At 62.0% G+C, this 21,910-nt stretch carries 24 protein-coding genes; 13 read left to right on the top strand and 11 right to left on the bottom strand.

From position 1 onward, the window contains the following. Positions 1-13: 13 nt before the first annotated feature. The 3 genes from ERD78_RS04815 to ERD78_RS04805 all read left to right on the top strand — a co-directional run bounded on the left by ERD78_RS04815 (position 14) and on the right by ERD78_RS04805 (position 3,007). Positions 14-865, top strand: coding sequence for an enoyl-CoA hydratase family protein (locus tag ERD78_RS04815; protein ID WP_129968090.1), 852 nt, complete (start codon positions 14-16; stop codon positions 863-865). A 73-nt stretch (positions 866-938) separates the two neighbouring features. Continuing rightward, positions 939-2,588: an AMP-binding protein gene (locus tag ERD78_RS04810; RefSeq protein WP_129968089.1), complete on the top strand. Its 1,650-nt coding sequence runs from the start codon at positions 939-941 to the stop codon at positions 2,586-2,588. Positions 2,589-2,596: 8 nt separating this feature from the next. Next, complete coding sequence (locus ERD78_RS04805) at positions 2,597-3,007, top strand: RidA family protein (RefSeq protein ID WP_129968088.1); 411 nt, start codon at positions 2,597-2,599, stop codon at positions 3,005-3,007. A 46-nt stretch (positions 3,008-3,053) separates the two neighbouring features. Here the strand turns inward: ERD78_RS04805 and hemL are convergent, their stop codons facing one another. The 3 genes from hemL to thiD form a co-directional block, all read right to left on the bottom strand. After that, positions 3,054-4,331 carry a glutamate-1-semialdehyde 2,1-aminomutase gene (gene hemL / locus ERD78_RS04800; protein WP_129968087.1) on the bottom strand — a complete coding sequence of 426 codons (1,278 nt, stop codon included), beginning with the start codon at positions 4,329-4,331 and terminating at the stop codon, positions 3,054-3,056. Positions 4,332-4,436: 105 nt separating this feature from the next. After that, complete coding sequence (thiE, locus tag ERD78_RS04795; RefSeq protein ID WP_129968086.1) at positions 4,437-5,087, bottom strand: thiamine phosphate synthase; 651 nt, start codon at positions 5,085-5,087, stop codon at positions 4,437-4,439. Then, the gene (gene thiD, locus ERD78_RS04790) at positions 5,084-5,887 is read right to left on the bottom strand and encodes a bifunctional hydroxymethylpyrimidine kinase/phosphomethylpyrimidine kinase (protein ID WP_129968085.1); all 804 of its coding nucleotides are present in this window, start codon (positions 5,885-5,887) and stop codon (positions 5,084-5,086) included. The genes thiE and thiD overlap by 4 nt, the downstream gene beginning before the upstream one ends. 147 nt (positions 5,888-6,034) lie before the next feature. Between thiD and ERD78_RS04785 the strand changes: the two genes are divergently transcribed. The 4 genes from ERD78_RS04785 to ERD78_RS04770 are packed head-to-tail and all read left to right on the top strand — an operon-like array spanning position 6,035 to position 8,015. Continuing rightward, positions 6,035-6,199, top strand: coding sequence for a rubredoxin (locus tag ERD78_RS04785; protein ID WP_102068856.1), 165 nt, complete (start codon positions 6,035-6,037; stop codon positions 6,197-6,199). 51 nt (positions 6,200-6,250) lie between these two features. Next, positions 6,251-6,844: a YqgE/AlgH family protein gene (locus ERD78_RS04780; protein ID WP_129968084.1), complete on the top strand. Its 594-nt coding sequence runs from the start codon at positions 6,251-6,253 to the stop codon at positions 6,842-6,844. Continuing rightward, a complete protein-coding gene (gene ruvX / locus ERD78_RS04775) occupies positions 6,837-7,250 on the top strand; it encodes a Holliday junction resolvase RuvX (RefSeq protein WP_129968083.1) in 414 nt (137 codons plus the stop codon). Before ERD78_RS04780 ends, ruvX begins: the two co-directional genes overlap by 8 nt. A gap of 9 nt (positions 7,251-7,259) precedes the next feature. Next, positions 7,260-8,015 (top strand): lysophospholipid acyltransferase family protein, encoded by a 756-nt coding sequence (locus tag ERD78_RS04770; protein WP_129968082.1) that lies wholly within the window; start codon positions 7,260-7,262, stop codon positions 8,013-8,015. 3 nt (positions 8,016-8,018) lie between these two features. Here the strand turns inward: ERD78_RS04770 and ERD78_RS04765 are convergent, their stop codons facing one another. The 8 genes from ERD78_RS04765 to mpl form a co-directional block, all read right to left on the bottom strand. After that, positions 8,019-8,861, bottom strand: coding sequence for a symmetrical bis(5'-nucleosyl)-tetraphosphatase (locus ERD78_RS04765; protein ID WP_129968081.1), 843 nt, complete (start codon positions 8,859-8,861; stop codon positions 8,019-8,021). Continuing rightward, a complete protein-coding gene (gene lptG / locus ERD78_RS04760; protein WP_129968080.1) occupies positions 8,858-10,036 on the bottom strand; it encodes an LPS export ABC transporter permease LptG in 1,179 nt (392 codons plus the stop codon). The genes ERD78_RS04765 and lptG overlap by 4 nt, the downstream gene beginning before the upstream one ends. Before the next feature lie 72 nt (positions 10,037-10,108). Then, on the bottom strand, positions 10,109-10,849 hold the full coding sequence (gene mtgA / locus ERD78_RS04755; protein WP_129968079.1) for a monofunctional biosynthetic peptidoglycan transglycosylase: 741 nt from the start codon (positions 10,847-10,849) through the stop codon (positions 10,109-10,111). Positions 10,850-10,852: 3 nt separating this feature from the next. Continuing rightward, complete coding sequence (gene aroE, locus ERD78_RS04750; RefSeq protein ID WP_129968078.1) at positions 10,853-11,707, bottom strand: shikimate dehydrogenase; 855 nt, start codon at positions 11,705-11,707, stop codon at positions 10,853-10,855. Beyond that, on the bottom strand, positions 11,704-12,582 hold the full coding sequence (locus tag ERD78_RS04745) for an energy transducer TonB (protein ID WP_129968077.1): 879 nt from the start codon (positions 12,580-12,582) through the stop codon (positions 11,704-11,706). Before ERD78_RS04745 ends, aroE begins: the two co-directional genes overlap by 4 nt. Before the next feature lie 25 nt (positions 12,583-12,607). Further along, the gene (locus tag ERD78_RS04740) at positions 12,608-14,494 is read right to left on the bottom strand and encodes a ribonuclease catalytic domain-containing protein (RefSeq protein ID WP_129968076.1); all 1,887 of its coding nucleotides are present in this window, start codon (positions 14,492-14,494) and stop codon (positions 12,608-12,610) included. Positions 14,495-14,526: 32 nt separating this feature from the next. Beyond that, positions 14,527-15,141: a YqiA/YcfP family alpha/beta fold hydrolase gene (locus ERD78_RS04735; RefSeq protein ID WP_129968075.1), complete on the bottom strand. Its 615-nt coding sequence runs from the start codon at positions 15,139-15,141 to the stop codon at positions 14,527-14,529. Positions 15,142-15,146: 5 nt separating this feature from the next. Continuing rightward, positions 15,147-16,562, bottom strand: a complete 1,416-nt coding sequence (gene mpl / locus ERD78_RS04730; RefSeq protein WP_129968074.1) for a UDP-N-acetylmuramate:L-alanyl-gamma-D-glutamyl-meso-diaminopimelate ligase — start codon at positions 16,560-16,562, stop codon at positions 15,147-15,149. 160 nt (positions 16,563-16,722) lie between these two features. On the opposite strand from mpl, the gene ERD78_RS04725 reads away from it, so the two are divergent. The 6 genes from ERD78_RS04725 (at position 16,723) to ERD78_RS04700 (ending at position 21,905) form a co-directional block, all read left to right on the top strand. Continuing rightward, the gene (locus tag ERD78_RS04725; protein WP_129968073.1) at positions 16,723-17,223 is read left to right on the top strand and encodes a TlpA family protein disulfide reductase; all 501 of its coding nucleotides are present in this window, start codon (positions 16,723-16,725) and stop codon (positions 17,221-17,223) included. 90 nt (positions 17,224-17,313) lie between these two features. Further along, complete coding sequence (aroQ, locus tag ERD78_RS04720; protein WP_129968072.1) at positions 17,314-17,748, top strand: type II 3-dehydroquinate dehydratase; 435 nt, start codon at positions 17,314-17,316, stop codon at positions 17,746-17,748. Between the two features lie 89 nt (positions 17,749-17,837). Beyond that, positions 17,838-18,290 (top strand): acetyl-CoA carboxylase biotin carboxyl carrier protein, encoded by a 453-nt coding sequence (accB, locus tag ERD78_RS04715; RefSeq protein ID WP_129968071.1) that lies wholly within the window; start codon positions 17,838-17,840, stop codon positions 18,288-18,290. A 3-nt stretch (positions 18,291-18,293) separates the two neighbouring features. Further along, entirely contained in the window at positions 18,294-19,640 is a 1,347-nt protein-coding gene (gene accC / locus ERD78_RS04710) for an acetyl-CoA carboxylase biotin carboxylase subunit (RefSeq protein WP_129968070.1), read from the top strand. Between the two features lie 63 nt (positions 19,641-19,703). Next, a complete protein-coding gene (gene prmA / locus ERD78_RS04705) occupies positions 19,704-20,618 on the top strand; it encodes a 50S ribosomal protein L11 methyltransferase (RefSeq protein WP_129968069.1) in 915 nt (304 codons plus the stop codon). 24 nt (positions 20,619-20,642) lie between these two features. Beyond that, positions 20,643-21,905, top strand: a complete 1,263-nt coding sequence (locus ERD78_RS04700) for a zinc-ribbon and DUF3426 domain-containing protein (RefSeq protein WP_129968068.1) — start codon at positions 20,643-20,645, stop codon at positions 21,903-21,905. Positions 21,906-21,910: the final 5 nt, after the last annotated feature.

Raw genomic sequence — 21,910 nt, 5'->3', positions numbered from 1 at the left:
CGAGGAGAATGACATGGATCAGCAGGCGCACACCATGGCGCATCACACGAAATCCTATGCATCGTACGAGGCGCGGCATTTCCTGTGGCAGGCGAGTGAGGACGGCAAGGTGGCCACCATCACCTTGAACAGGCCGGAGCGCAAGAATCCGCTGACGTTCGATTCCTATGCGGAACTGCGTGATCTTTTCCGTGGCCTGCAGTACGCAACGGATATCAAGACCGTGGTTGTGACGGGCGCGGGCGGTAATTTCTGCTCGGGTGGCGATGTTCATGAAATCATCGGTCCCCTGACCCGCATGACCATGCCGGAAATGCTGGCGTTCACGCAGATGACGGGCGATCTGGTCAAGGCCATGCGCAACTGTCCCCAGCCCATTGTCGCGGCGGTGGACGGCATATGCGCAGGGGCGGGTGCCATGATTGCCTTGGCTTCCGACATGCGGCTGGGCACGCAGGCCGCGCGCACAGCCTTCCTGTTTACACGCGTCGGCCTGGCGGGTGCGGATATGGGGGCATGTAGCTTGTTGCCGCGCATGATAGGCCAGGGACGCGCCTCCGAGCTGCTGTACACGGGCCGGTCCATGAGTGCCGATGAGGGCATGGCCTGGGGCTTCTTCAACAGCCTGCATGAAGGGCCGGCGGTGCTGGAGGCCGCCCAGGATCTGGCTCGCAAGCTGGCGGATGGACCGACCTTCGCACACGGTATGACCAAGAAACTGTTGCGGGAAGAATGGGACATGGGGCTGGACCAGGCTATCGAGGCGGAAGCGAATGCACAGGCGATCTGCATGCAGACGCAGGACTTCCGGCGCGCATACGAGGCATTTGCGGCCAAGCGTGCGCCGCGCTTCGAGGGCGACTAGAGCGAAAAAACACGAGGCGGCGCACAGCGATGGTTAAAACCAGCGGCCGTAACCGAAAACAAGGAGCAACATCATGGAAGCATCTGGCCATATTGACACTTATGCGCGCGACCATCTCCCTCCGGAGGGCGACTGGCCGGAATTGCTGCTGGACGGAAATCCCGACGTCGATTATCCCGCTCGACTGAACTGCGCCGTGGCGCTGGTCGATGATCTGGTAGCGCAGGGGCAGGGTGATCGCATCGCCTTGTGGTGGCATGATGGCCAGGGCAAGCGCAGCCTGAGCTATCTTGAGCTCATGCGCTTGACCAACCGTATCGCGCATGTGCTGGTTGAAGACATGGGGCTGCAACCGGGTAATCGCGTCCTGGTGCGCGGGCCAAACAACGCCATGATGGCCGCCTCATGGCTGGCGGCGGTCAAGGCGGGTATGGTCACGGTGCCAACCATGCCGTTGCTGCGGGCCGGGGAGCTGAAGAAAATCATCGACAAGGCGCAGATTTCGGCGGTGCTGTGTGATGTCCGCCTGTCCGGCGAGGTGCGTGACTGCATGACCCCGGGGCATGCCGCCTACAGCGACATGCTGCGCCAAGCCTGCTTTTTCGGCGGTGACGATCCGGACAGCCTGGACGCGCGCGCGGCGTCCAAGCCGGATACTTTTTCCGCCTGTGACACGGCACTTGACGATGTCTGCCTGATTGCCTTTACCAGCGGCACGACGGGCATTCCCAAAGGTTGCATGAATTTCCATCGGGATGTGCTCGCCATGTGCGATACCTTCTCTCGCCACGTGCTGCGCATGAGTGCCGCCGACGTGGTCTGCGGCACGCCGCCGCTGGCTTTCACTTTCGGATTGGGCGGCCTGTTGTGCTTTCCGCTGCGTGTGGGCGGCGCCGCCGTGCTGTGTGAAAAGCTGACCCCCGACACACTTTTGCAGACCGTGCAGGATTTCGGCGTGACAATGACGTTTACGGCGCCCACTTTCTATCGCCAGATGGCGGAACGCGCGGGCAACTATGATCTGTCCAGCCTGCGTGCCAGTGTGTCCGCCGGCGAGGCCTTGCCGGACAGTACACGCCAGCTCTGGAAGCAGGCCACTGGCATAGAAATGACGGACGGCATAGGCGGCACGGAGATGATCCACGTCTATCTGTCTAGCCGTCCCGAGGATGTGCGCCGCGGCGCAATCGGTAGGGTGGTGCCCGGCTACGTGGCGCAGGTGGTCGACGAAGCCTTTCAGCCTGTGCCGCCGGGCACGCCGGGCCGGCTGGCGGTCAAGGGCCCGACCGGCTGCCGCTATCTGGATGACGCACGGCAACGCAATTTCGTCCAGCATGGATGGAACGTGCCGGGTGATACGTTCACGATGGATGAGGACGGTTACTTCTTCTACCAGGCGCGCAACGACGACATGATTATCTCGGCGGGCTACAACATCGCCGGCCCTGAGGTCGAGGATGCACTGCTGTCGCACGAGGCCGTGGCCGAGTGCGGCGTGGTGGGCAAGCCCGATCCGCAGCGCGGCAACATTGTTAAGGCGTTCGTGGTGCTCAAGCCGGGCCGTGCCGGCGATGCCGCCTTGATCAAGGCGCTGCAGGACCACGTGAAGGCTGTCATCGCGCCCTACAAATACCCTCGGGAAATCGAGTTCACCGACAGCTTGCCCAGAACGGAAACGGGCAAGCTGCAACGTTTTGTCCTGCGAACGCAGGCGAATGCATGAGGATCAGCATGAAAATATTGCAACCCCCATTCTGGACCGAGCCGCGCGGTTATGCCAACGGCATCATGACGGAAATGCAAGCCGGCAGCCGGCTGCTGTTCATCGGGGGCCAGATAGGCTGGAACGCGCAGCAGGAATTCGAGACGGAGGATTTTGCCGAGCAGGTTGGCCAGACACTGAGAAATATCGTGGCGGTCCTGGCCGAGGGCGGTGCCGGTCCCGAGCATATTGCGCGCATGACCTGGTATGTATGCGACAAGAAGGAATACATGGAATCGCTGCAGGATATAGGCCGCCATTACCGCGAGGTCATAGGCCGTCATTATCCAGCCATGACGGCGATCGAGGTGGCCGATCTCGTAGAGGACCAGGCCAAGGTGGAAATAGAGGTGACGGCGGTGGTGCCGCCTGCAGCATGATGTGTACGCAGGCTGGGCGGATCGTCCCAGCCCTCGGCCGTGCCGCCTAGATTTTTTCCAGCACCTGCTGCGCTATATCCAGTGTTTCCTGTATGACGCCGTCGTCGTGCGCAGCCGAAACGAAACCCGCTTCGAAGGCGGAGGGCGCCAGATATACGCCGTGTATCAGCATGCCGTGGAAGAATTTCTTGAATTTTTCCACGTCGCAGCGTGAAACCTCGTCAAACAATGTCGGCACGCTGTCGCTGAAATACAGGCCGAACATGCCGCCTATGCTGTCGGCGCACATGGACACGCCGGCGGCGCGCGCACGCTCAGTCAATCCGTCCGCCAGCTTTCGCGTTTGCGCCGAGAGCCTGTCGTAGAAGCCGGGCTCGGCCAGCAGCTTCAGTGTTGCCAGCCCCGCTGCGACGGCCACTGGATTGCCCGACAGCGTGCCGGCCTGGTAGACCGGCCCGAGCGGTGCGATCTGTTCCATGATATCGGCCCGTCCGCCGAATGCGCCGACCGGCATGCCGCCCCCGATGACCTTGGCCAGGGTCGTCAGGTCGGGCGTGACGCCTGTGAGACCCTGCACGCCTTGCGGTCCAGCGCGAAAGCCCGTCATGACCTCGTCGAAGATAAGCAGGGCGCCGTGCTGGCTGCACAGGGAACGCAGGCCCTCCAGGAAGCCCGCCACCGGTTTGACCAGGTTCATGTTGCCCGCCACGGGCTCCACGATGACGCAGGCAATATCATGCCCGTATTCCGCGAAGGCGGCTTCCACCGCATCGATACGGTTGTAGTCCAGCACCAATGTATGCTGGATGAACTCGGGCGGCACACCCGCCGAGGTAGGATTGCCGAAAGTCAGCATTCCCGAGCCGGCCTTGACCAGCAGGCTGTCCGCATGGCCGTGATAACAGCCCTCGAACTTCACGATCTTGTTGCGTCCGGTGGCGCCCCGCGCCAGACGGATAGCAGACATGGTGGCCTCGGTGCCGGAGCTCACCAGCCTGACCTTGTCTATGGATGGAATGCGGGCCACAATGGCCTCGGCAATTTCAATCTCGGCAAGCGTGGGCGCGCCGAAAGACAGGCCGCCAGTTGCGGCATCCTGTACTGCCTTGATGACATCCGGGTGGGCGTGGCCAAGAATTGCCGGACCCCAGGAGCCCACATAATCGATATAACGGTTGCCTTCCGCATCCCACACATGGGCTCCCTGCGCTCGCTGGATGAAGCGGGGGGCGCCGCCCACGGAGCGGAAGGCACGTACCGGGGAATTGACGCCGCCCGGGATGGATTGACAGGCGCGTTCGAACAGTTCTGCGTTGCGGGTCATGAGAGGTACTCTGGAAAAGCTGTTGCGAGGATACATGGAAGGATAACAGTTTGAGGCGCGCCGCCGTCCGCGTCGGCGCACCGGTGCGCGTTCACTCCCGGTGCCTTAGGCGAATAGGGCGGAGCAGCGTGCCGCTGTGGCCCGGATATCGCTGCTGCTGAACAAGGCGCTGATCATGGCTACGCTATCTGCGCCCGCATGGATGACGGCTGCGGCATTTTCGGCGGTAATGCCGCCTATGGCGACGACAGACGGACGGGGCCGTTCCCCGCGGCTTTCGGCCAGCAGGCGGCCTGCCTTGATGTGTTCGAGCGTGGCATGTACCGCCTGGGGCTTTGTGCTGGAGGGATAGATCGCCCCGAAGGCAACATAATCGGCGCCTCCCTCCAAGGCCAGCGCCGCCAGCGCAGGCTCGTTGTAGCAGGAGCAGCCAATAATCTTGTCCGTGCCGAGGGCAATGCGCGCCTCCGCCAGGCTGCCGTCGTCGCGGCCCAGATGCACGCCGTCGGCATCCACCAGCGCTGCCAGGCGCCAGTCGTCGTTGATGATGGATACGACACCCAATGTCCTGCACTGGGCTACGACCTCTCTGGCCTGCGCCACCCGCTGTCCGGGCGCGATGTTCTTGCGCCGCCATTGCAGCGCGGTCATCCCGCCCGCAGCGGCGTTGGCGATGGCTAGGCGCAACGCTTCAGTATCATCCCATTCGGGGGTGATGCCATACAGGCCGCGTGGAAATCGGATTGGACTTGTCATGACGCCGCGCTGCGATTGATCAGGCGCAGGCCCATGCCTGGCTGGAAATAGCGTGCTGCAAGCGGTGCTGCGACGGCGATGGCGGCTTCGACAGCCTGCGGCACCGGTTTGCCGTTGGCCAGTTCCGCCGTGACGGCGCAGGCCAGCGGGCCATCGGCGTCGGCAAGCCGTTCGGGCGGTGGCTGCAGCGGCCAGCTCATGGTTTCGCCGCGGCTGCCCTGCAGCATGTAGCCGCGCTGTCCGGGCCGCAGACTGGCGCCTGTCGTGAGCAGCCACCCGGCACCGAACTCCAGCATGGCCTGCGCGGGTGTCTGTGCGTCGCTGCCGGCAAATATGCCTTGCGACTGCCATTGCTCGAGCAGGAGATGGTCGATCACAACGACATCGGTTTGCGGCAGGAGCAGTTCGAGCATGGCCATCTGCACATCCTCCGTGTCGATGTCTTCCAGGGCGGATTCGTCGGGATAGGGGGCCAGTTGCAGCAACAGCGGGACATGGTTGTAGTCGGCTGCGATCTGGGCGAGCACGCTGACAGCCTCGGCGGTGTACAGGGCTCCCACCTTGATGGCCTGCACATTCATGTCTTCCAGCACGCATCGGGCCTGGTCGTCTATGGTTTCGGGACCTACGGGTAGAATGCTTTCCAGATTGGCGCTGTCGCGGACCTGTATGGCCGTGAGCGTGCCCAGGGGGTGGCAGCCCAGGCTGGCACAAGTAACCGCATCGGCGGGCAGGCTACTGGACCCGCTGGGGTCGAAAGCGCCGAAAATGAGTACAACAGGAGGCTGCGTTGATTGCACGGTATAAAGGCTATGATTTCAGCGGCGACTTTTGGGTAACATGGGGGTATTGCTATTGGGTTTATGGCCCTCAGCCCCCATTCTAATGTAAGCCTTCGGAATTGGCCGGAGCTGGAACGGGTAAATTATTTTAGTGAGTTACAAAACATGCGAACGTGGATGTGTCTGATTTGCGGCTGGATATATGATGAAGAAGCCGGCCTGCCGGAAGAAGGGATTGCGCCCGGTACCCGGTGGGAAGACGTCCCGCCCAATTGGGTCTGTCCCGAATGCGGCGCGCGCAAGGAAGACTTTGAACTGATCGAGGTGTAAATTCAGCTACATCCATATACCCGGTTTTCCCACTCCCCAGGAGGACAAGTCATGAATGAAACGCCCAAACGGTCTGCCCCGGAAGCAAGCGTCGACTTGTCCCGGCAGCTGCTGCTGGCCATGCCCGGCATGGTGTCAGGCGAGCTTGCCGATACGGTCATCTACGTGTGCGAACACACAGGCGATGGTGCGCTCGGCCTGGTCATCAACCGTCCTACCGACATCACCGTGGGTGATCTGCTCAAGCGCATCGACCTCGATCTGTCCGACGATACCGGACCCGTCCAAGATGCTCCCGTCTTTTTCGGCGGGCCGGTCCAGACGGACCGTGGATTTGTGCTGCATGCGCCTGCGGGCGGCTACAGTTCCAGCATTAGCCTGGGCGATGTTGCCCTTACCACCTCCCGCGACGTGCTCCAGGATGTCGCGCAAGGCAAGGGGCCCGTGCGCCTGCTTATTACGCTGGGTTATGCGGGGTGGGGGGCGGGCCAGCTCGAAAGCGAAATGTCGCGCAATGCCTGGCTCAATGTTGCAGCCAATGCCGATATCCTGTTCGATACGCCAGCTGAAAACCGCTATCAGGTCGCCTTGCGGCAACTAGGCATCGATCCGATGATGCTGGCCGGGGAAGCCGGCCATGCCTGACCGGACGCTGCTGGCGTTCGACTATGGCATCAAGAAGATAGGGGTTGCACTGGGCAATACGCTCACCCGCCATGCGCGGCCGCTCGAAATCATCAGGCCTGCCACGCGCGTGCAGCGCTTTACCGAAATCGAAAGAGTACTGCGGGCATGGCAGCCTGACACGGTGGTTGTCGGCTTGCCGCTCACGCTCGACGGCCAGGAGCAATCCGCCAGCGTGCGCAGCCGCCGTTTCGCAAACCAGCTGCGCGGGCGCTTCGGCCTGGATGTCATACTGATCGACGAGCGCGGATCCAGCCTCGAAGCGCAGGCCATCCTGGGTACGAACGAGGCCGATGACGCGATGGCCGCCGCAGTCATCCTCCAACGTTATCTCGATGGCCTTGGCCAATCTGACGCCGCACCATAAAGGCCTGTCTTGTCGCTTCTGCGTTTTCTTCCCCGTTTTCTCCTTGTCGCGATATGGATCGTGGTGGGCCTGCTCAGCGTTGGCCTGATCTACCCCATGGCATCCGGCCGGCTTCGAGCCTGTATGAATCGGCGCTGGTCCCGCATGCTCATGTGCTTGTGCGGGATCCGGGTGACGGTCTCGGGCCAGCCCCGTCTTCATGGTCCCGTCATGCTGGTGGCCAATCACGTGTCGTGGGTGGATATATTTGTGCTGAACGGCGTACGCCCCACGGCATTTGTCGCGAAAAGCGACATCCGCGGCTGGCCCGTCATAGGCTGGCTGGTGGCGGGCGCCGGCACGGTATTTATAGAGCGGGGGCAGCGCCATGCGGTGCGCGCGGCCGGCGAAGCGCTGCGGCAACGCTTTCTTGCGGGAGAGGCCGTGGGCTTGTTCCCTGAAGGCACGACCTCGCCCGGCTACGATGTGCAGCCTTTTCATGCCAGTCTGTTCGAGGCTGCGATTCAGGCAGGAGCCGATATCCAGCCCGTTGCGTTGCGGTTTTTCCACCGTGGGCGGCGCAGCGATTACTTCTCCTTTGTGGGAGAGCAGAACCTCATGCAGAATCTATGGTGTCTTCTGGGCACGCGCGGCGCCAGGGTGGAAGTGGTTTTTCTGGAGCCTATGGACGGTGAGCGCTGCCGCCGGGACGGCCGGGCCAAGGTCGCAGCGCATGCGCACCATGCGATACGCCAGGCGGTTGTGGCTCGACGTGCTGCGGATTGATCCTCAGTGTTTTCCGGGCCGGCGTTGCTGGGGGCAGGGCACGTCGACAAGACCGTGATCGCGCAGCCGCATGGCAGTCAGTTGCCTTCCCCAGATGCAGCCTGTGTCCAGGCAGATGGCGTCGGGGCGTACCATGAGTCCTAGCGTCGACCAGTGGCCGAACACAATGGTGGTGCCGCGCTCCATGGCCCGGCCAGGCACGTCGAACCAAGGCATGATGCCCGGATTTTTGCCTGGTGCGCCCTTATGCGAGAACTCGAGGCGGCCCTGCGCATCGCACATGCGCATGCGCGTCAGAATGTTGATGATGGCGCGTAGCCTGTCGTCGCCACGCAGCGCATCGTCCCATATATCGGGTGTATTGCCGTACAGCTTGCCCAGTGCGCTCTTCCAGTCGGGGCCGGCCAGCACTTCGTGTGCTTCGGCGGCCAGCGCGAGTGTGGTGGCAGTGTTCCAGGTCTTGAAAACCCCGGCATGCACCATGAGATGGCCCTGCTCGTAATGGGCCAGCGGCCGGCGCCTCAGCCAGTCGAGCAGCTCGTCGGCATCGGGCGCATCCAGAATGGGACGCAATGTATCGGATTTCTTCAGGGTACCCGCGCCCGCGGCAACAGCGAGCAGATGCAGATCGTGGTTGCCCAGCACGCAGATGGCGCGCTTGCCCAAGGACTTCACCTTACGCAGCGCACCCAGGGAATCGGGCCCGCGGTTGACCATGTCGCCCGCGAACCAGAGACGGGACTCGGGGTTGCCGGCTATGTCGGGGTGGGCAAGCAGCGCCTCCAAGGGTGCAAGACAGCCCTGAAGATCGCCGATGATCCAGATATCGTTGTGCTTGGCATTCATGCTGCGCTGCGGCTCCAGGGGCTGTTGGCCCGGTTGAAGCGCCGCACGTTGTGCCGGTTCTCCATCAGTATGAGCGCACCGAGCGCAATGCCGAGCGCGGCGAGATTGGGCACCAGGGCCGTAACCCAGGCTGCCCATTTGCTGAGCATGCCGACATTGAGCGCCAACTGGTTCAGCATGAAAAAGCCAACCCCCAGGAGAATGCCGATGAAAACCTTGCTGCCCACGCCGCCCCGACGTGTCTGCATGAAGCCTATCGGCGCCGCGATAGTGATCATGACGAGCAGGGTGAAGGGGTAGGCCATCTTGCGCCACAGTGCAACCACTTGCCTTTCCGTCTGGAGCTGGTTGGCCTTGAGGTAGTCGATATAGTCGGCAAGATCCATGATGGACATGCGCTCGGGCGTGAGCACGCGCGCGATCAGGCGTTCCGGCGTGAGGCTGGTCGCCAGCACGCGTTCGGGCAGCGTGCGCAGCTCGGTAAGAGGCGCGTCGGGCTTGCTGCCGTCCTTGAGCGCGGAAACGGAGTGTGCGTTGATGCGAGTCTGCTTGACATCGTTCAGCACCAGTGTGCCGTCGCCAAAGTGGCCCTTGGCTGCCTGCGAGAACGTTGTGAGTACCTGTTCAGGCCCGAACTCGTACAGTGTGACATCCTCGACGGCGCCGGATGCGCGCAGCCGGGAAATATTAATGATACGGTTGCCGCCGTGTCCATCGGATTCCTTGAACCAGTAGCCGCTGGCCAGGCGCCCGCCTTCCGCCTCGCCCAACAAAGAGAGCTTGGCTTCGCTGACCTTGAGCTCGGCGGCGGGCGTGACGATCTCCGACAATATAAAAGCGCCGATGACCAATGGAATGGTGAGCGTCCACAGCATGGCCATCAGCTTCATCCCGCTCACGCCGGATACCCGCAGGATGACGAGTTCGTTTCGCTGGGCCAGGCCGGCCAAGGCCAGGATGGCGCCGATCAGCAGGCCGATGGGCAGCAGATCGTAGAGCCTGGTGGGCAGTTGCAGGGACTGAAGATAGAACAAGTTGAGCAAGGTGAACTTGCTGCCAACGTCATCCAGCTCTTCGATCAGGGCAAAGAAAGTGAACAGGCCCAGCAGTGCCAGCAGCACGACGGCGCTGGAACGATAGATTTCGCGGGCGAGGTAGCGGCGGGCGGTACGCATCGAGGCAGATTAGCGGGTAAAGCCGAAACTGCAAGATTACCATTAGTGGCCCCCAGGACGGCAGGGGCGTGCTCAAGGTATTTCGACTTGGGACATGCGGTGACGGACCGTGTTTGCCCGCGAACGCAGATAAGCGGTTACGCCGTGCGCGTCGTAGTAATCGGGGTTGGGCAGCATGGCGGCGAGTGTGGCGGCCTGCGAGGCGCTGAGTCTTGAGGCGCTTGTGCGATAGTAATGTCGGGCTGCCGCCTCGGCGCCGAATACATCCTTGCCCCACTGCGCCACATTCAGATAGAGCTCCAGGATACGTTGCTTGCTCATCGCCAGCTCGATCATATAAGTAAGGACGAGCTCCTGCGCCTTGCGCAGGTAGCTGCGCTCGCTGGTGAGAAAAAGGTTCTTGGCCAGTTGCTGGGTAATGGTGGAGCCGCCGCGCCGCTTGTCTGTGCCCTTGCTGGCCTGTCTTTGGTTGTATTTCCAGGCCTTGCGGATGGCCTCCCATTCCACGCCGCTGTGATCGACGAAACCGCTGTCCTCGGATGCGACGACGGCGCGCTTCAGGTTATTGCTGATCTGTTCGTAAGAAACCCATGTATGCTTGATGGCGGCATCGGGGTTTTCCGCGCGCAGTTGGGTCAGGGTGGCATTCATGAATGCGCTGCTGGATGGGTTGCGCAGGCTCAGCCACAGCACCATGACGAAAAGCCCGAACTGATACAGCAGCAGGGCCGCGAAGCCCACGAGTATGGCGGCCAATACCACTTTGGCCTTGTTGATTTTGCGCGCGGAGGCGCGGCCGCGTCGTGCAGCCATGGCTCAGGCGCCGGCGAGCTGGCCGCGCAGCCCCTCCATAACCTGGGTGATGTCCGGGGCGACACCATGCCAGATGGCAAAACTTGCGGCGGCCTGGGCAACAAGCATGCCCAGGCCGTCGGCGGCTTGGGCCGCGCCCGATGCCAGTGCCTGCTGCATGAAAGGTGTGGACTGGGCGGCGTAGACCATGTCGTAGGCCAGCGCGCCTTGGGCATAGAGCCCGGCGGGTAGATCTGGCGATGTCTGGTCCAGGCTGCTGGATGTGGCATTGATGACGATGTCCCAGGCTCCCTCGGCCTCGGGAAGACCGCCGGCCTCCAGCTTGACCGCAAACGACGGGACGCGTTGCGCCACGTGATCACGAAGCTGGCGAGCCCGGTCGGGCGTGCGATTCACGACGCGCAATTTTGCGCAGCCCGCCTGAAGCAGCGGAAACATCACGCCGCGCGCGGCACCGCCCGCACCCACGAGCAGTATGCGGCAGCCTCCTGGCGGGTGACCCAGCCGCACCAGATCATCAAGCAGGCCGACGCCATCGGTGTTGTCTCCCTGAATGGCGCCGTCGTGCAGCCAGAGCGTATTGACGGCGCCGGCCAGATCGGCGCGCGGATGCAGATGGGCCTGTGCCAGGTCGAATGCCTGTTCCTTGAAGGGAACAGTCACGTTCAATCCTGATCCTCCCTCCTGGAAAAAGGCCTGCACCGTGTCGGCGAATCGGTCCAGGGGAGCCTGGATGCGCTCGTAGCTCAGCGAGATGCCTGTCTGATGCGCAAAGGTCTCATGAATATAAGGCGAACGGCTGTGGGCGATGGGATTGCCGACGACGCCATAGCGTGCGGGTGAAGGAGTGCTGGTCACGGGCTGTTCGCCTCCAGTTGTTGATTGACGAAGTTCCAGGTGCGTGTAATGGCCAGAATCTGGGCTTCATGTGCGATGGACGGCGGCAGAGGCGCAAAAGGCGCAGCCAGTTGGACGATACGCGACGCCGCCAGATTCAATATGGCATGTTGCGACGGCCGTTCTATATCGAAGTGATCAAGCGTGCCATCGCTTCGGATATACACCGTTATGCGCAGGCTGCCGTATACCTTGCCGCGCGCTTCTTGTGGATAGTGCTGTGTGCCGATCAGCTCGATTTTTTTGCGCCATGCCTCGACATACGCGGCATAGTCCACGCGCGCCGCCGAAGGCCCGACAAACTGCCGCCGTGGCCTTGCATTGTAGCGGTCGATGCGATCCTTGATGGCACTGATGCGTGCATTGATCACGGCGCTTTCCTGATCGCGTTCATCTTCGCCCTGTTCGCCCGATTGTCCCTGGGAGTCGGGCCTGCGACGGGCCGAGAGCACTTGTTCGCGCGCCAGCAGCCGGGTATAGAGACGTCGCTGCTCGGCTTCTAGCTGTGCCTGCCGCCGGCGCAGCGCGGCCAGCACAATCTCATCCGGCGTCTGGTTGGCAGTGCGTGGCAGCGGTGATGCGGCATAGCCTTCTTCGACCTCTCCTCCGCCGTCGAGCTGCTGCTGCGCCAGCACTTTCGGCTGGAGGGGCATGCGTTCGCTGCGTGCGTTCACCAGGGTCACTTCAAGATTGCGGGGTTGGGCCGGCGGGCGCTGCGGCGTCGCAAAGCGCAGCGCCAGCAGAGCGCCGTGTATCGCCACCGACAGGACGAGTGCGATGGCCAGGTAGTCGTTGCGCGGCGTGTGCGCGCCGGGCAGGGTGGTGACATTCGGCATACGCGCTTTCCGGGATGGCGCCGGATCAGGCGGCAGCGGTTTCCCGCAGCCTGCAGTCCAGCTCCAGTGACAGTTCGTCGAAACCCAGCACGTCCAGTGTAACGGACTGGCCGCGTTCCAGTGCCGGCAAGGCGGGCACGCGCGTCACGAAGGGAGCGCAATCGAGCCGCACGAGATCGTCGCGAATGACAGCGCCCTGCACCGTACGCATGCCCTGCTGCTGCATCCAGCGCATGCACCAGTAGCGTTCCATGGCCGACTGGAAGTCGCCCCATGCCGCGTACTGGGCGTCGAATGCCCCGATGATGGCGTACAAGTCGGCATCCTTGGGCTTGAACGGGGCTGCCAGGCGCGCCGATACGCCGTGCTCCGCCGCGGACAGGATTTGCCACTGATTCACCATGTCGACATAGCGTCGCAGCGGCGAGGTCGACCAGGCATATTGCGGCACGCCTATGGCTTCGTGGGGCAGAGCTTGCGTGGACATGCGGACACGGCCCATTTGCTGCGACCGGTAAATACCGGGCACACCGTGGCGGGCCAGCAGGCCGCCCCAGGTGGCATTGGCCAATATCATGAATTCTGCCACCAGCCTGTCCAGCGGGGCGTTGCGCCGCCGAGGTATAAGTTTTACCGGGGTGTCGGGATCGTCATAAGGCCCGTCGAGTTCGAAGGAATAATCGACGCGGTTGTTGTTCTCGGGCTTGCCCCGCACGGCCTCGCGCTGTGCGCACAGATGGCGCGCCAGCCTCCATAGCGGGCGCAGCCAGTGCGCATAAGGCAGCGGCGCCTCGGGATTGTCGAGGGATTCTTCGGTGACGGCCTCGTCAAGCTGATTGTGGCGCAAGTTTTCACATACAGTGATGCGCTCCAGCCGGGTTTCGGTGGCCAGGATTTCGCCTGTGGAGAGATCGGCGTCCACATACAGCGACAGTGCTGGCCGGGGGCTACCCGCGTCCAATGAAAAGGCGGCGATGAGTTCGGCTGGCAGCATCGGTACCTTGAGGCCTGGGATGTACACGGTGGACATGCGCCCTCTCGCAATGGCGTCCAGATCACTGCCGCGCGTGACTGCCAGACCGGGAACGGCGATATGCACACCCACGCGGACGCGGTCTCCGTCGAGCGGTGTGACAGACAGCGCATCGTCGATTTCAATGGTGCTGCTATCGTCGACGGAGTAGGCCTGTACCTGCGCCAAGGGGAGATCCGCGCCTGCCGAGCCCGGATCGGCCGCAGGCAATTGCGTGCCCTTGGGAAAATGGTTTGCGAAGAAGCGGTACTGATGCAGGGCCAGGGCATGCGGCCAGGCTCCGCAGGACAGAAGAAGTTTTTCCGGTGTTGTTTGCAATTGCTGGACGGCTGCTTCGAAAGCCTTCCATTGCATGGAGTTTTTGTCGGGGCGGGTGATCAGGCTGCCGGCAACCGCGGCAATTTCGGCAGGCAATGATCCCGATACCAGGGCATCGGTCCAGGCCTGCTGCTGTATGGCCTGCTGCCTCTTTTTCTCGATGGCGGCCAGCGCTGCCTGGAGAATATCGGGCGGCGCTGGCCGATAGCAACCCTTGCCACGACGGTGGAAATAGGCAGGCGCGGCGTTCAGCGCAAAAATCAGCGCCGCCTTTTCGACGGCCGAAGGCGTATGGCCAAAGTATTCTTGCGCAAACGCGGCGGCTTCGAACTCTTGTTGTGGAGCGCATTCCCACAGGAAATCGATTTCGAAGGTATCAGCCATAGTGCGCGCCTGCGTGAGCAGATCGGCGGGGCCGGGCTGTTCAAACTGGAACAACACACTGGCCTTTTTGATCTTGCTGCGCTTGCCCGATTCGGATTCGACCTGCATGGTCGAGTCGCTGTCGGAGAATATTTTTGCTGCCTTGAAATTTCCGCTTTCTTCGTAAAGAACGTACATAATGATCCGATGCGGCACGCGCAGCGCGCGTGTCAGTGTTTGGGGGATGGCGCAGGGGCTGGATCGCCCAGGGCAAAGTCCAGGATTTCAGGAAGCCACTGCTCGAAGCCGGTCAGGCCATGATCGCTGCCTTCCAGAATGCGGCCTTGCGCGCCCGCGAACCAGTCGGCCATTTCGCGCCAGTCGAGCACTTCGTCGCCCTTGGCTGCCAGCAGGTAGTAGCGCTGGGGCTGTGTGGGCCGTCCGACCGCCATGTCGGCCAGTTCATCCACATACTCGGGTTCGAACACGAAAGGCGCGTCGGAGTGATACATGCTGTGCGTGCCGACCTGTGTGGCAAGGTCGCGGGCCGCGTAGACAACCGGATTCAGCAGCACAGCGCGGCACTGGTAGCGCTCCGCCAGGCACGATGCGTAGTAGCCGCCCAGAGATGAACCCACCACCACCAGTTGAGTCCGCACCGCCATGCCTCTGTCGTGTGCCGCGCTGACAAGGCGGTCGCAGAGATCCATGGCCAATCGGGGACTGGCCGGCAACTGTGGGCAGAGCCATTGGCCAGACAGACCGCGTTTCGCCATGGCCTGCGCCATGATGGTGGCCTTGTGCGACTGGGGAGAGGAACGGAATCCGTGCAGGTAAAGAATCATGGTCGTTATGGAGAAGTGCGGGCCAGCGTCTCCAGGATTTTTTGGTGTATGCCGCCGAAGCTGCCGTTGCTCATGGCCACGATAGTATCGCCCTGGCGGGCCTCGCTACAAAGGTCTGCCACCATTTTATCCAGTTCAGCGTACACCGTGGCACGGTTGCCCAATGGTGCAAGCACAGCGGCCGGGTTCCATCCGAGCGCATGCCTGCCCTGTGTTTCCCCGTAGCAGAAGATCCGGTCGGCCTGGGCAAGCGCATCCGGCAGCCGGGCTGCCATGGCGCCAAGCTTCATGGTGTTGGAGCGCGGCTCGAGGGCGGCCAGAATGCGCCCTGCGCCAAGCTGCCGCCGCAACCCATCCAGCGTTGTTGCAATCGCAGTGGGATGATGGGCGAAATCATCATAGACGGCCACGCCTCTCACCGTTCCCCGCAGTTCCATGCGGCGCCTGACTCCCGCAAAGCTGGACAGCGCCCGTATGCCCTCGCTGGTCGGCACGCCCGCCTGCTCCGCCGCTGCAAGCGCCGCAAGAGCGTTCATGCGGTTGTGCGTGCCCGTCAAGGCCCAGCTTACGGTACCCAGGACGTCGCCATCGTGCACGATGGCGAATGCATCGCCCGGCGCCGCGGTGGTCAGGCTGGCGGCGCATACGGTTTGTTGCGGGCGAGCTTCGTCCGCCTGCCAGTTCCCGTCGGACCCGAATGTCTGTATGGGTGTCCAGCAGCCCCGCGCCAGGACGCGGTCTATCGCTTCGGATCGGGCGGGGCGCACTATGACGCCTGAAGCGGGGATGGTGCGCACCAGATGATGGAATTGGGTTTCGATGGCCGCGAGATCAGGGAAGATATCCGCGTGGTCGTACTCCAGATTGTTCAGAATGGCCGTGCGGGGACGATAGTGGACGAATTTGGATCGTTTGTCGAAAAAAGCCGTGTCATATTCATCGGCTTCGATGACGAACAAGGATGACTCGCTGCGGTAACGGGCCGACACGTGCAGGCCTGGAGCAACGCCGCCGATCAGGAAGTTGGGGTCCAAGCCTGCTTGCGCCAGTATCCACGCCAGCATGGAACTGGTCGTGGTTTTACCATGCGTTCCCGCCACGGCCAGCACGTGCTGGCCGCGCAGGATATGCTCGCCCAGCCACTGCGGACCGGATACGTAGGGCAAACCTTGATCGAGGATGGCTTCCATCAGTGGATTGCCCCGTGACACGACGTTGCCCACAACGAAGAGGTCGGGTTTGAGTCCCAATTGGTCGGCACCGTAGCCCTCGACCAGGTCTATGCCCTGTTCGGTAAGCTGGGTGCTCATGGGCGGGTAGACGCCCTTGTCGCAGCCGGTGACGCGATGCCCCGCAGAGCGGGCGATCAGCGCCAATCCGCCCATGAATGTGCCGCAGATGCCAAGAATATGTAGATGCATGGTGATCCTCCGGCAGCCATTTTATCCGCCATGTGTGCGGTCTCGTTCGCGGCGCGGCGGCAGGCCATGGGTGCGATGCTATGATGGCCGCTGCAGTGCTTCCTGTTGAATCAGAAGGCTCGCTGGCGCCCAGAGGGGCGCCCGGCCTACAATATCCGGCATGAATCGTCGTCTTTTTCTCGGCGTGGCCGCCCTGGCGGCCGGCGCCCCATTGTATTTACCGGTGCACGCGACCCGCGCGGCAGTCGCCAACCCTTTCTATGCGCAATCGTTTGCGGCCCTGGACGGAAGCGAGGTTGCGTTCACGCAATATCTGGGCAAGCCCGTCGTGCTGAATTTCTGGGCGACCTGGTGTCCGCCCTGCGTCAAGGAAATGCCTGATCTCGAGGCGCTTCACAAGCGGCACGGGCAGGTGCGTTTCGTTGGCCTCGCCATCGATTCCGCAGCCAATGTCGAGCGCTTCAACAAGGAAAAGGTTCATGTCAGCTATCCCTTGCTCATTGCCGGACACAAAGGCATAGAACTGATGCGCAATCTCGGCAACAAGCAGGGAGGGCTGCCCTTCACCGTCGTGTTCGATGCCAAGGGAAGTGTTGCCCACACAGTGCTTGGTCCAGTCAAGCCCGACCAGTTGGAAGCCCGGATCCAGAGGCTTTCCTGACGGCGGATTGCCTTTCATTACAACCGTCTTTTGTAGACAAATAGCGCCATTTAGCGTAAAAAGGCGGTCTGTCTTAACAAAACATCCACAATGGCGCAGCATATTCTCGTCCTGCATGGTCCAAATCTGAACCTGCTTGGTTCGCGCGAACCAGGCATTTACGGACGCCAGACCCTGGCCGATATCAACGCCCGTCTGCAGCAGGTTGCCGCCGAATCGCACGCGCAATGCACGGCCTTCCAGAGCAACCATGAAGGCGCGCTGGTTGACCGCATCCAGGCCGCCGCGCAGGATGGCACCGATTTCATCATTATCAATGCGGCGGCCTATACGCATACCAGCGTGGCGCTGGCCGACGCCTTGTCCGCAGTCGATATTCCTTATATCGAAGTACATTTATCCAACGTTTACAAGCGGGAAGCGTTCCGCCATCACTCCTATCTGTCGTCCAAGGCGCAGGGCGTGGTGGCGGGTCTGGGCAGCTTTGGTTATGAAGCCGCCCTCAGGTTTGCACTGGCCCCGTAGCGCGAGCCAGGCAAGCACGTCATTTTTATATCTACGATCAACAGCCTTACTCTGCGGGCATACTGCGGAGTAATACATGGGAAGCCGGCATGGACTTACGAAAACTCAAGACGCTTATAGACCTGGTTGCCGATTCGGGCATCGCCGAACTGGAAATCACCGAGGGTGATGGCAAGGTGCGCATCGTCAAATTCTCCCAGGTCACGCAGCCTGTGGCTTATGCCCAGGAGCCTGTCGCGGCTGCGCCAGCGGCGCCGGCGGCTCCAGCCGATCCCGCGGCTGCGCCAGCGGAGGCCGCGGCGCCTGCCGGCCATCTGGTCAAATCTCCCATGGTCGGAACTTTCTATCGCGCGCCCAACCCGGGCGCGTCGCCTTTTGTGGAAGTTGGACAGGCAGTGAAGGAAGGCGATGCGGTTTGTATTATCGAGGCCATGAAGCTCCTGAATGAGATCGAGGCGGACCGCGCCGGGGTCATCAAGGAGATTCTGGTGGAAAATGGCGAACCGGTCGAGTTCGGTCAACCTCTGTTTGTTATCGGCTAAGCCATGTTCGAGAAAATTCTCATTGCCAACCGTGGCGAGATTGCGCTGCGCATACAGCGGGCCTGCCGTGAGTTGGGCATCAAGACCGTTGTCGTGCATTCCGAGGTCGATCGCGACGCCAAGTATGTGCGTCTGGCGGACGAATCCGTCTGCATCGGGCCGGCCTCGCCCCGTGAAAGCTACCTGAATATGCCGGCCATCATATCGGCGGCGGAAGTTACCGACGCCGAGGCCATCCATCCCGGCTACGGGTTTCTTTCCGAGAACGCCGATTTTGCCGAACGGGTAGAGAAAAGCGGCTTTGCATTCATCGGCCCGCGGCCCGAAAGCATTCGTTTGATGGGCGACAAGGTCAGCGCCAAGCACGCCATGATAGAGGCCAATGTCCCGGTGGTGCCGGGCTCCGCTGGCGCCTTGCCCGACGATCCGGATGAAATCCGTCGCATTGCCAGCGAAGTCGGTTATCCCGTCATTATCAAGGCTTCGGGCGGTGGCGGTGGCCGCGGCATGCGCGTGGTCTACACAGAGGCGGCCTTGCTTACGGCGGTTGCCACCACGCGCACCGAGGCAGGCGCGGCATTCAACAACCCCGAGGTCTATCTTGAGAAATATCTCGAGAACCCACGGCACGTCGAGATACAGGTGCTGGCCGACGGAGGCCGCAACGCCATCTGGCTGGGCGAACGCGACTGTTCCATGCAACGGCGGCACCAAAAGGTCATTGAGGAAGCGCCTGCGCCCGGCATACAGCGCCGCCTGGTGGAGCGCATAGGCGAACGCTGCGCGGAAGCCTGCCGCAAGATGCAATATCGCGGCGCGGGCACCTTCGAGTTCCTGTACGAAAAAGGCGAGTTCTATTTCATCGAAATGAACACGCGCATTCAGGTCGAACACACGGTCACGGAAATGATCACGGGCATCGATCTTGTCCAACAGCAGATTTTCATCGCGGCTGGCGAGAAGTTCGCTTTGCGCCAGCGCGACGTGCAATTGAAGGGGCATGCCATCGAATGCCGCATCAATGCCGAGGATCCATTCAATTTCATGCCCAGCCCTGGCCGCATCACCAGTTGGCATACACCGGGCGGCCCCGGTGTCCGCATGGAGTCACATGTATTCAGCGGCTATACAGTGCCGCCCAATTATGATTCCATGATAGCCAAGCTGATCACTTATGGCGATACGCGAGAGCAGGCCATTGCGCGCATGGATATTGCACTGTCTGAAATGGTGGTCGAAGGTGTCAAGACCAATATCCCTCTTCATCGGGAACTGCTGCACGATGCGCGCTTCCGTGAGGGGGGCACCAGCATTCATTATCTGGAGCAAAAGCTCTCGCAACGGCCCTGAAGGTAGTGCGCAAGGCAAAAAAACGGGGGCACTGCCCCTGTTTGACTATGGAATGAAGAAATAATGCGCGAACTCGTGCTGTATTGTCTGGAGCATCAGGCCGAGACCCTTTCCGATGGTCTGCTTGATGCAGGGGTGCTTTCGGTGTCGGTGGAGGATGCAGACAGCGACACCGAGGCTGAGCGCGCATTGTTTGGCGAGCCGGGCCTGGAGCCTGAGATACAGGCCTGGCATCGCAATCGTGTGGTGGCCCTTCTTCCCGATGGGCTGGATCCCGGACAGGTGCTGGAGTATGTCCGCGGGGCCGGCCTTGCCGACGCCGATGGCGAATGGGCGTTGCGCGAGGTGCCCGATGCCGATTGGGTCCGTCTGACACAGTCGCAGTTCCAGCCCATCCAGATCGGGCAGCGGATATGGATCGTGCCGAGCTGGCACAATGACAACCCCGAGGTTCCCGCTGCAAAGGGAGAAGGCGACCCTTCTCTGATACGAATCCAGCTTGATCCGGGACTGGCCTTCGGCACCGGCAGTCATCCCACGACCCATTTGTGCCTGGCGTGGCTGGAGCAGGGGCTGACCAAGGGCAGTACCGTTCTCGATTATGGCTGTGGCTCGGGCATATTGGCCATTGCTGCGCGACTGCTGGGGGCCGGCACGACACTGGCGGTGGATATCGACGAGCAGGCGGTTCAGTCGACCCGCTACAATGCACAGGTAAATGCAGCGGATGTGCGCGCCATGCTGCCTGACGAATTGCCCGCTGGCCAGTTCCAGGTTGTTGTCGCCAATATCCTGTCCAACCCCTTGAAGGTGCTTGCGCCCATGCTGGCCAATCGGGTTGCGCCGGGGGGACGATTGGTTCTGTCCGGCGTGCTGGAACGACAGGCGCAGGAGGTTGCCCAAGCCTATGCGCCCTGGCTGGCCTTGAATGTATGGCAGGCGCGAGACGGATGGGTATGCCTGCATGGCCAGTGCTGATCACCGCAATCGGTTTTGATATTTATGGATCTGACTACGCGCTGTCCCCAATGTGGCATTACGTTTTCCGCCAGCCTTGAGCAGCTGCAGCTGCGCAAGGGCTATATCCGGTGCATCAACTGTGCACATATATTCGATGGCTTCGAGGCCGTGGTGGCGAATGGTGATGCGGACAATGCCGCCTTGCGACCGTCTGCGCCCGGCCCGGCTTTTCCGCGGCCTTCGGAGCCAAGGTCCATGCGCCCCGCCGGTCCGCAGGCGCCGGCGGCGCAGGAACAGAAACCCCTGCGGGCTTCAGCGGCGCCGCCTGTCGAGCCGCAGGTGCCCCCCAGTGTGCTTCGCCAACGCGCGGGCCAGGGGCCGAACCATACCATTTCCTCGGGCACTGCACCGCGGGAAGAAGCGTCATTTTCCATCCCATCGTCTAGCGTGAATCCGCATGGTGCTGCTGGCGAGCCCAGCTTCAGCATGGGACGGGACATCCCCGCAGGACGTGAGCCGGTGATCGATCTGGAGCGTGTCCAACCATTTCGGGAAGAGCGCGTCGAGCCGCGTGCAAAGGCGGCCGTGCATGCCGGCCTGGCGGCTGCAGACGATTTCCAGCCCGAACCTTCCTCAGCGAGCGAAATATACGTTGAGCCGCGCAGATCCCATGCGCGCGAAACCCGCCACCCGGCTGCAGTAGCCGGCTACGATGATGCCGGCGCAACGTATGGGGGCGGCGCATCGCTCCTGCGTCTGGTATGGCGGGTGCTTGTCCTGCTGGCGCTCTTGGTGCTGCTGGCCCAGTTGGCTTATGTATACCGAGCGCAGATCGCTGGCGAGGTGCCCATGCTGCGTCCCGCGCTTGAAAAGGCTTGCGCATCGCTTGACTGCCGCGTGCCCTATGCGCGTCGCATTGAGAAAATCGTCATCACCAGTTCGTCGCTACGGCGCGGCTCCGTGGCCGAGGCGCAGGCGGCAGGCCAAACAGAGGGGCAAGCGGCAGGCCGGGCTGGCGGCACAACGGCTCCAGCCGACACAACGGCGCCGGCCGACACCATGGTGCTGCAACTGACACTACGCAACACTTTGCCACAGCCGCAGGAGTGGCCCACGCTCGTGCTGACGCTCACGGATGCATCCGGCACCATGCTGGTGCGCAGGAACCTTCCGCCGGATGCCTATCTGCCCGCGGATGCGCTGTCGCAACCCTTTCCCGCTGACCGCGAAGTGACCATACGCGTTCCCGTCATGCTGAACGGCCAGAAGGTAAACGGCTATCAGCTCGATAAATTCTTTGATTGATTAAG

The organism is Allopusillimonas soli, from assembly GCF_004153445.1.
In the GTDB taxonomy this organism is placed as follows: Bacteria; Pseudomonadota; Gammaproteobacteria; order Burkholderiales; family Burkholderiaceae_B; genus Allopusillimonas; species Allopusillimonas soli.
This window is presented reverse-complemented; position numbering and strand designations above follow the sequence as displayed.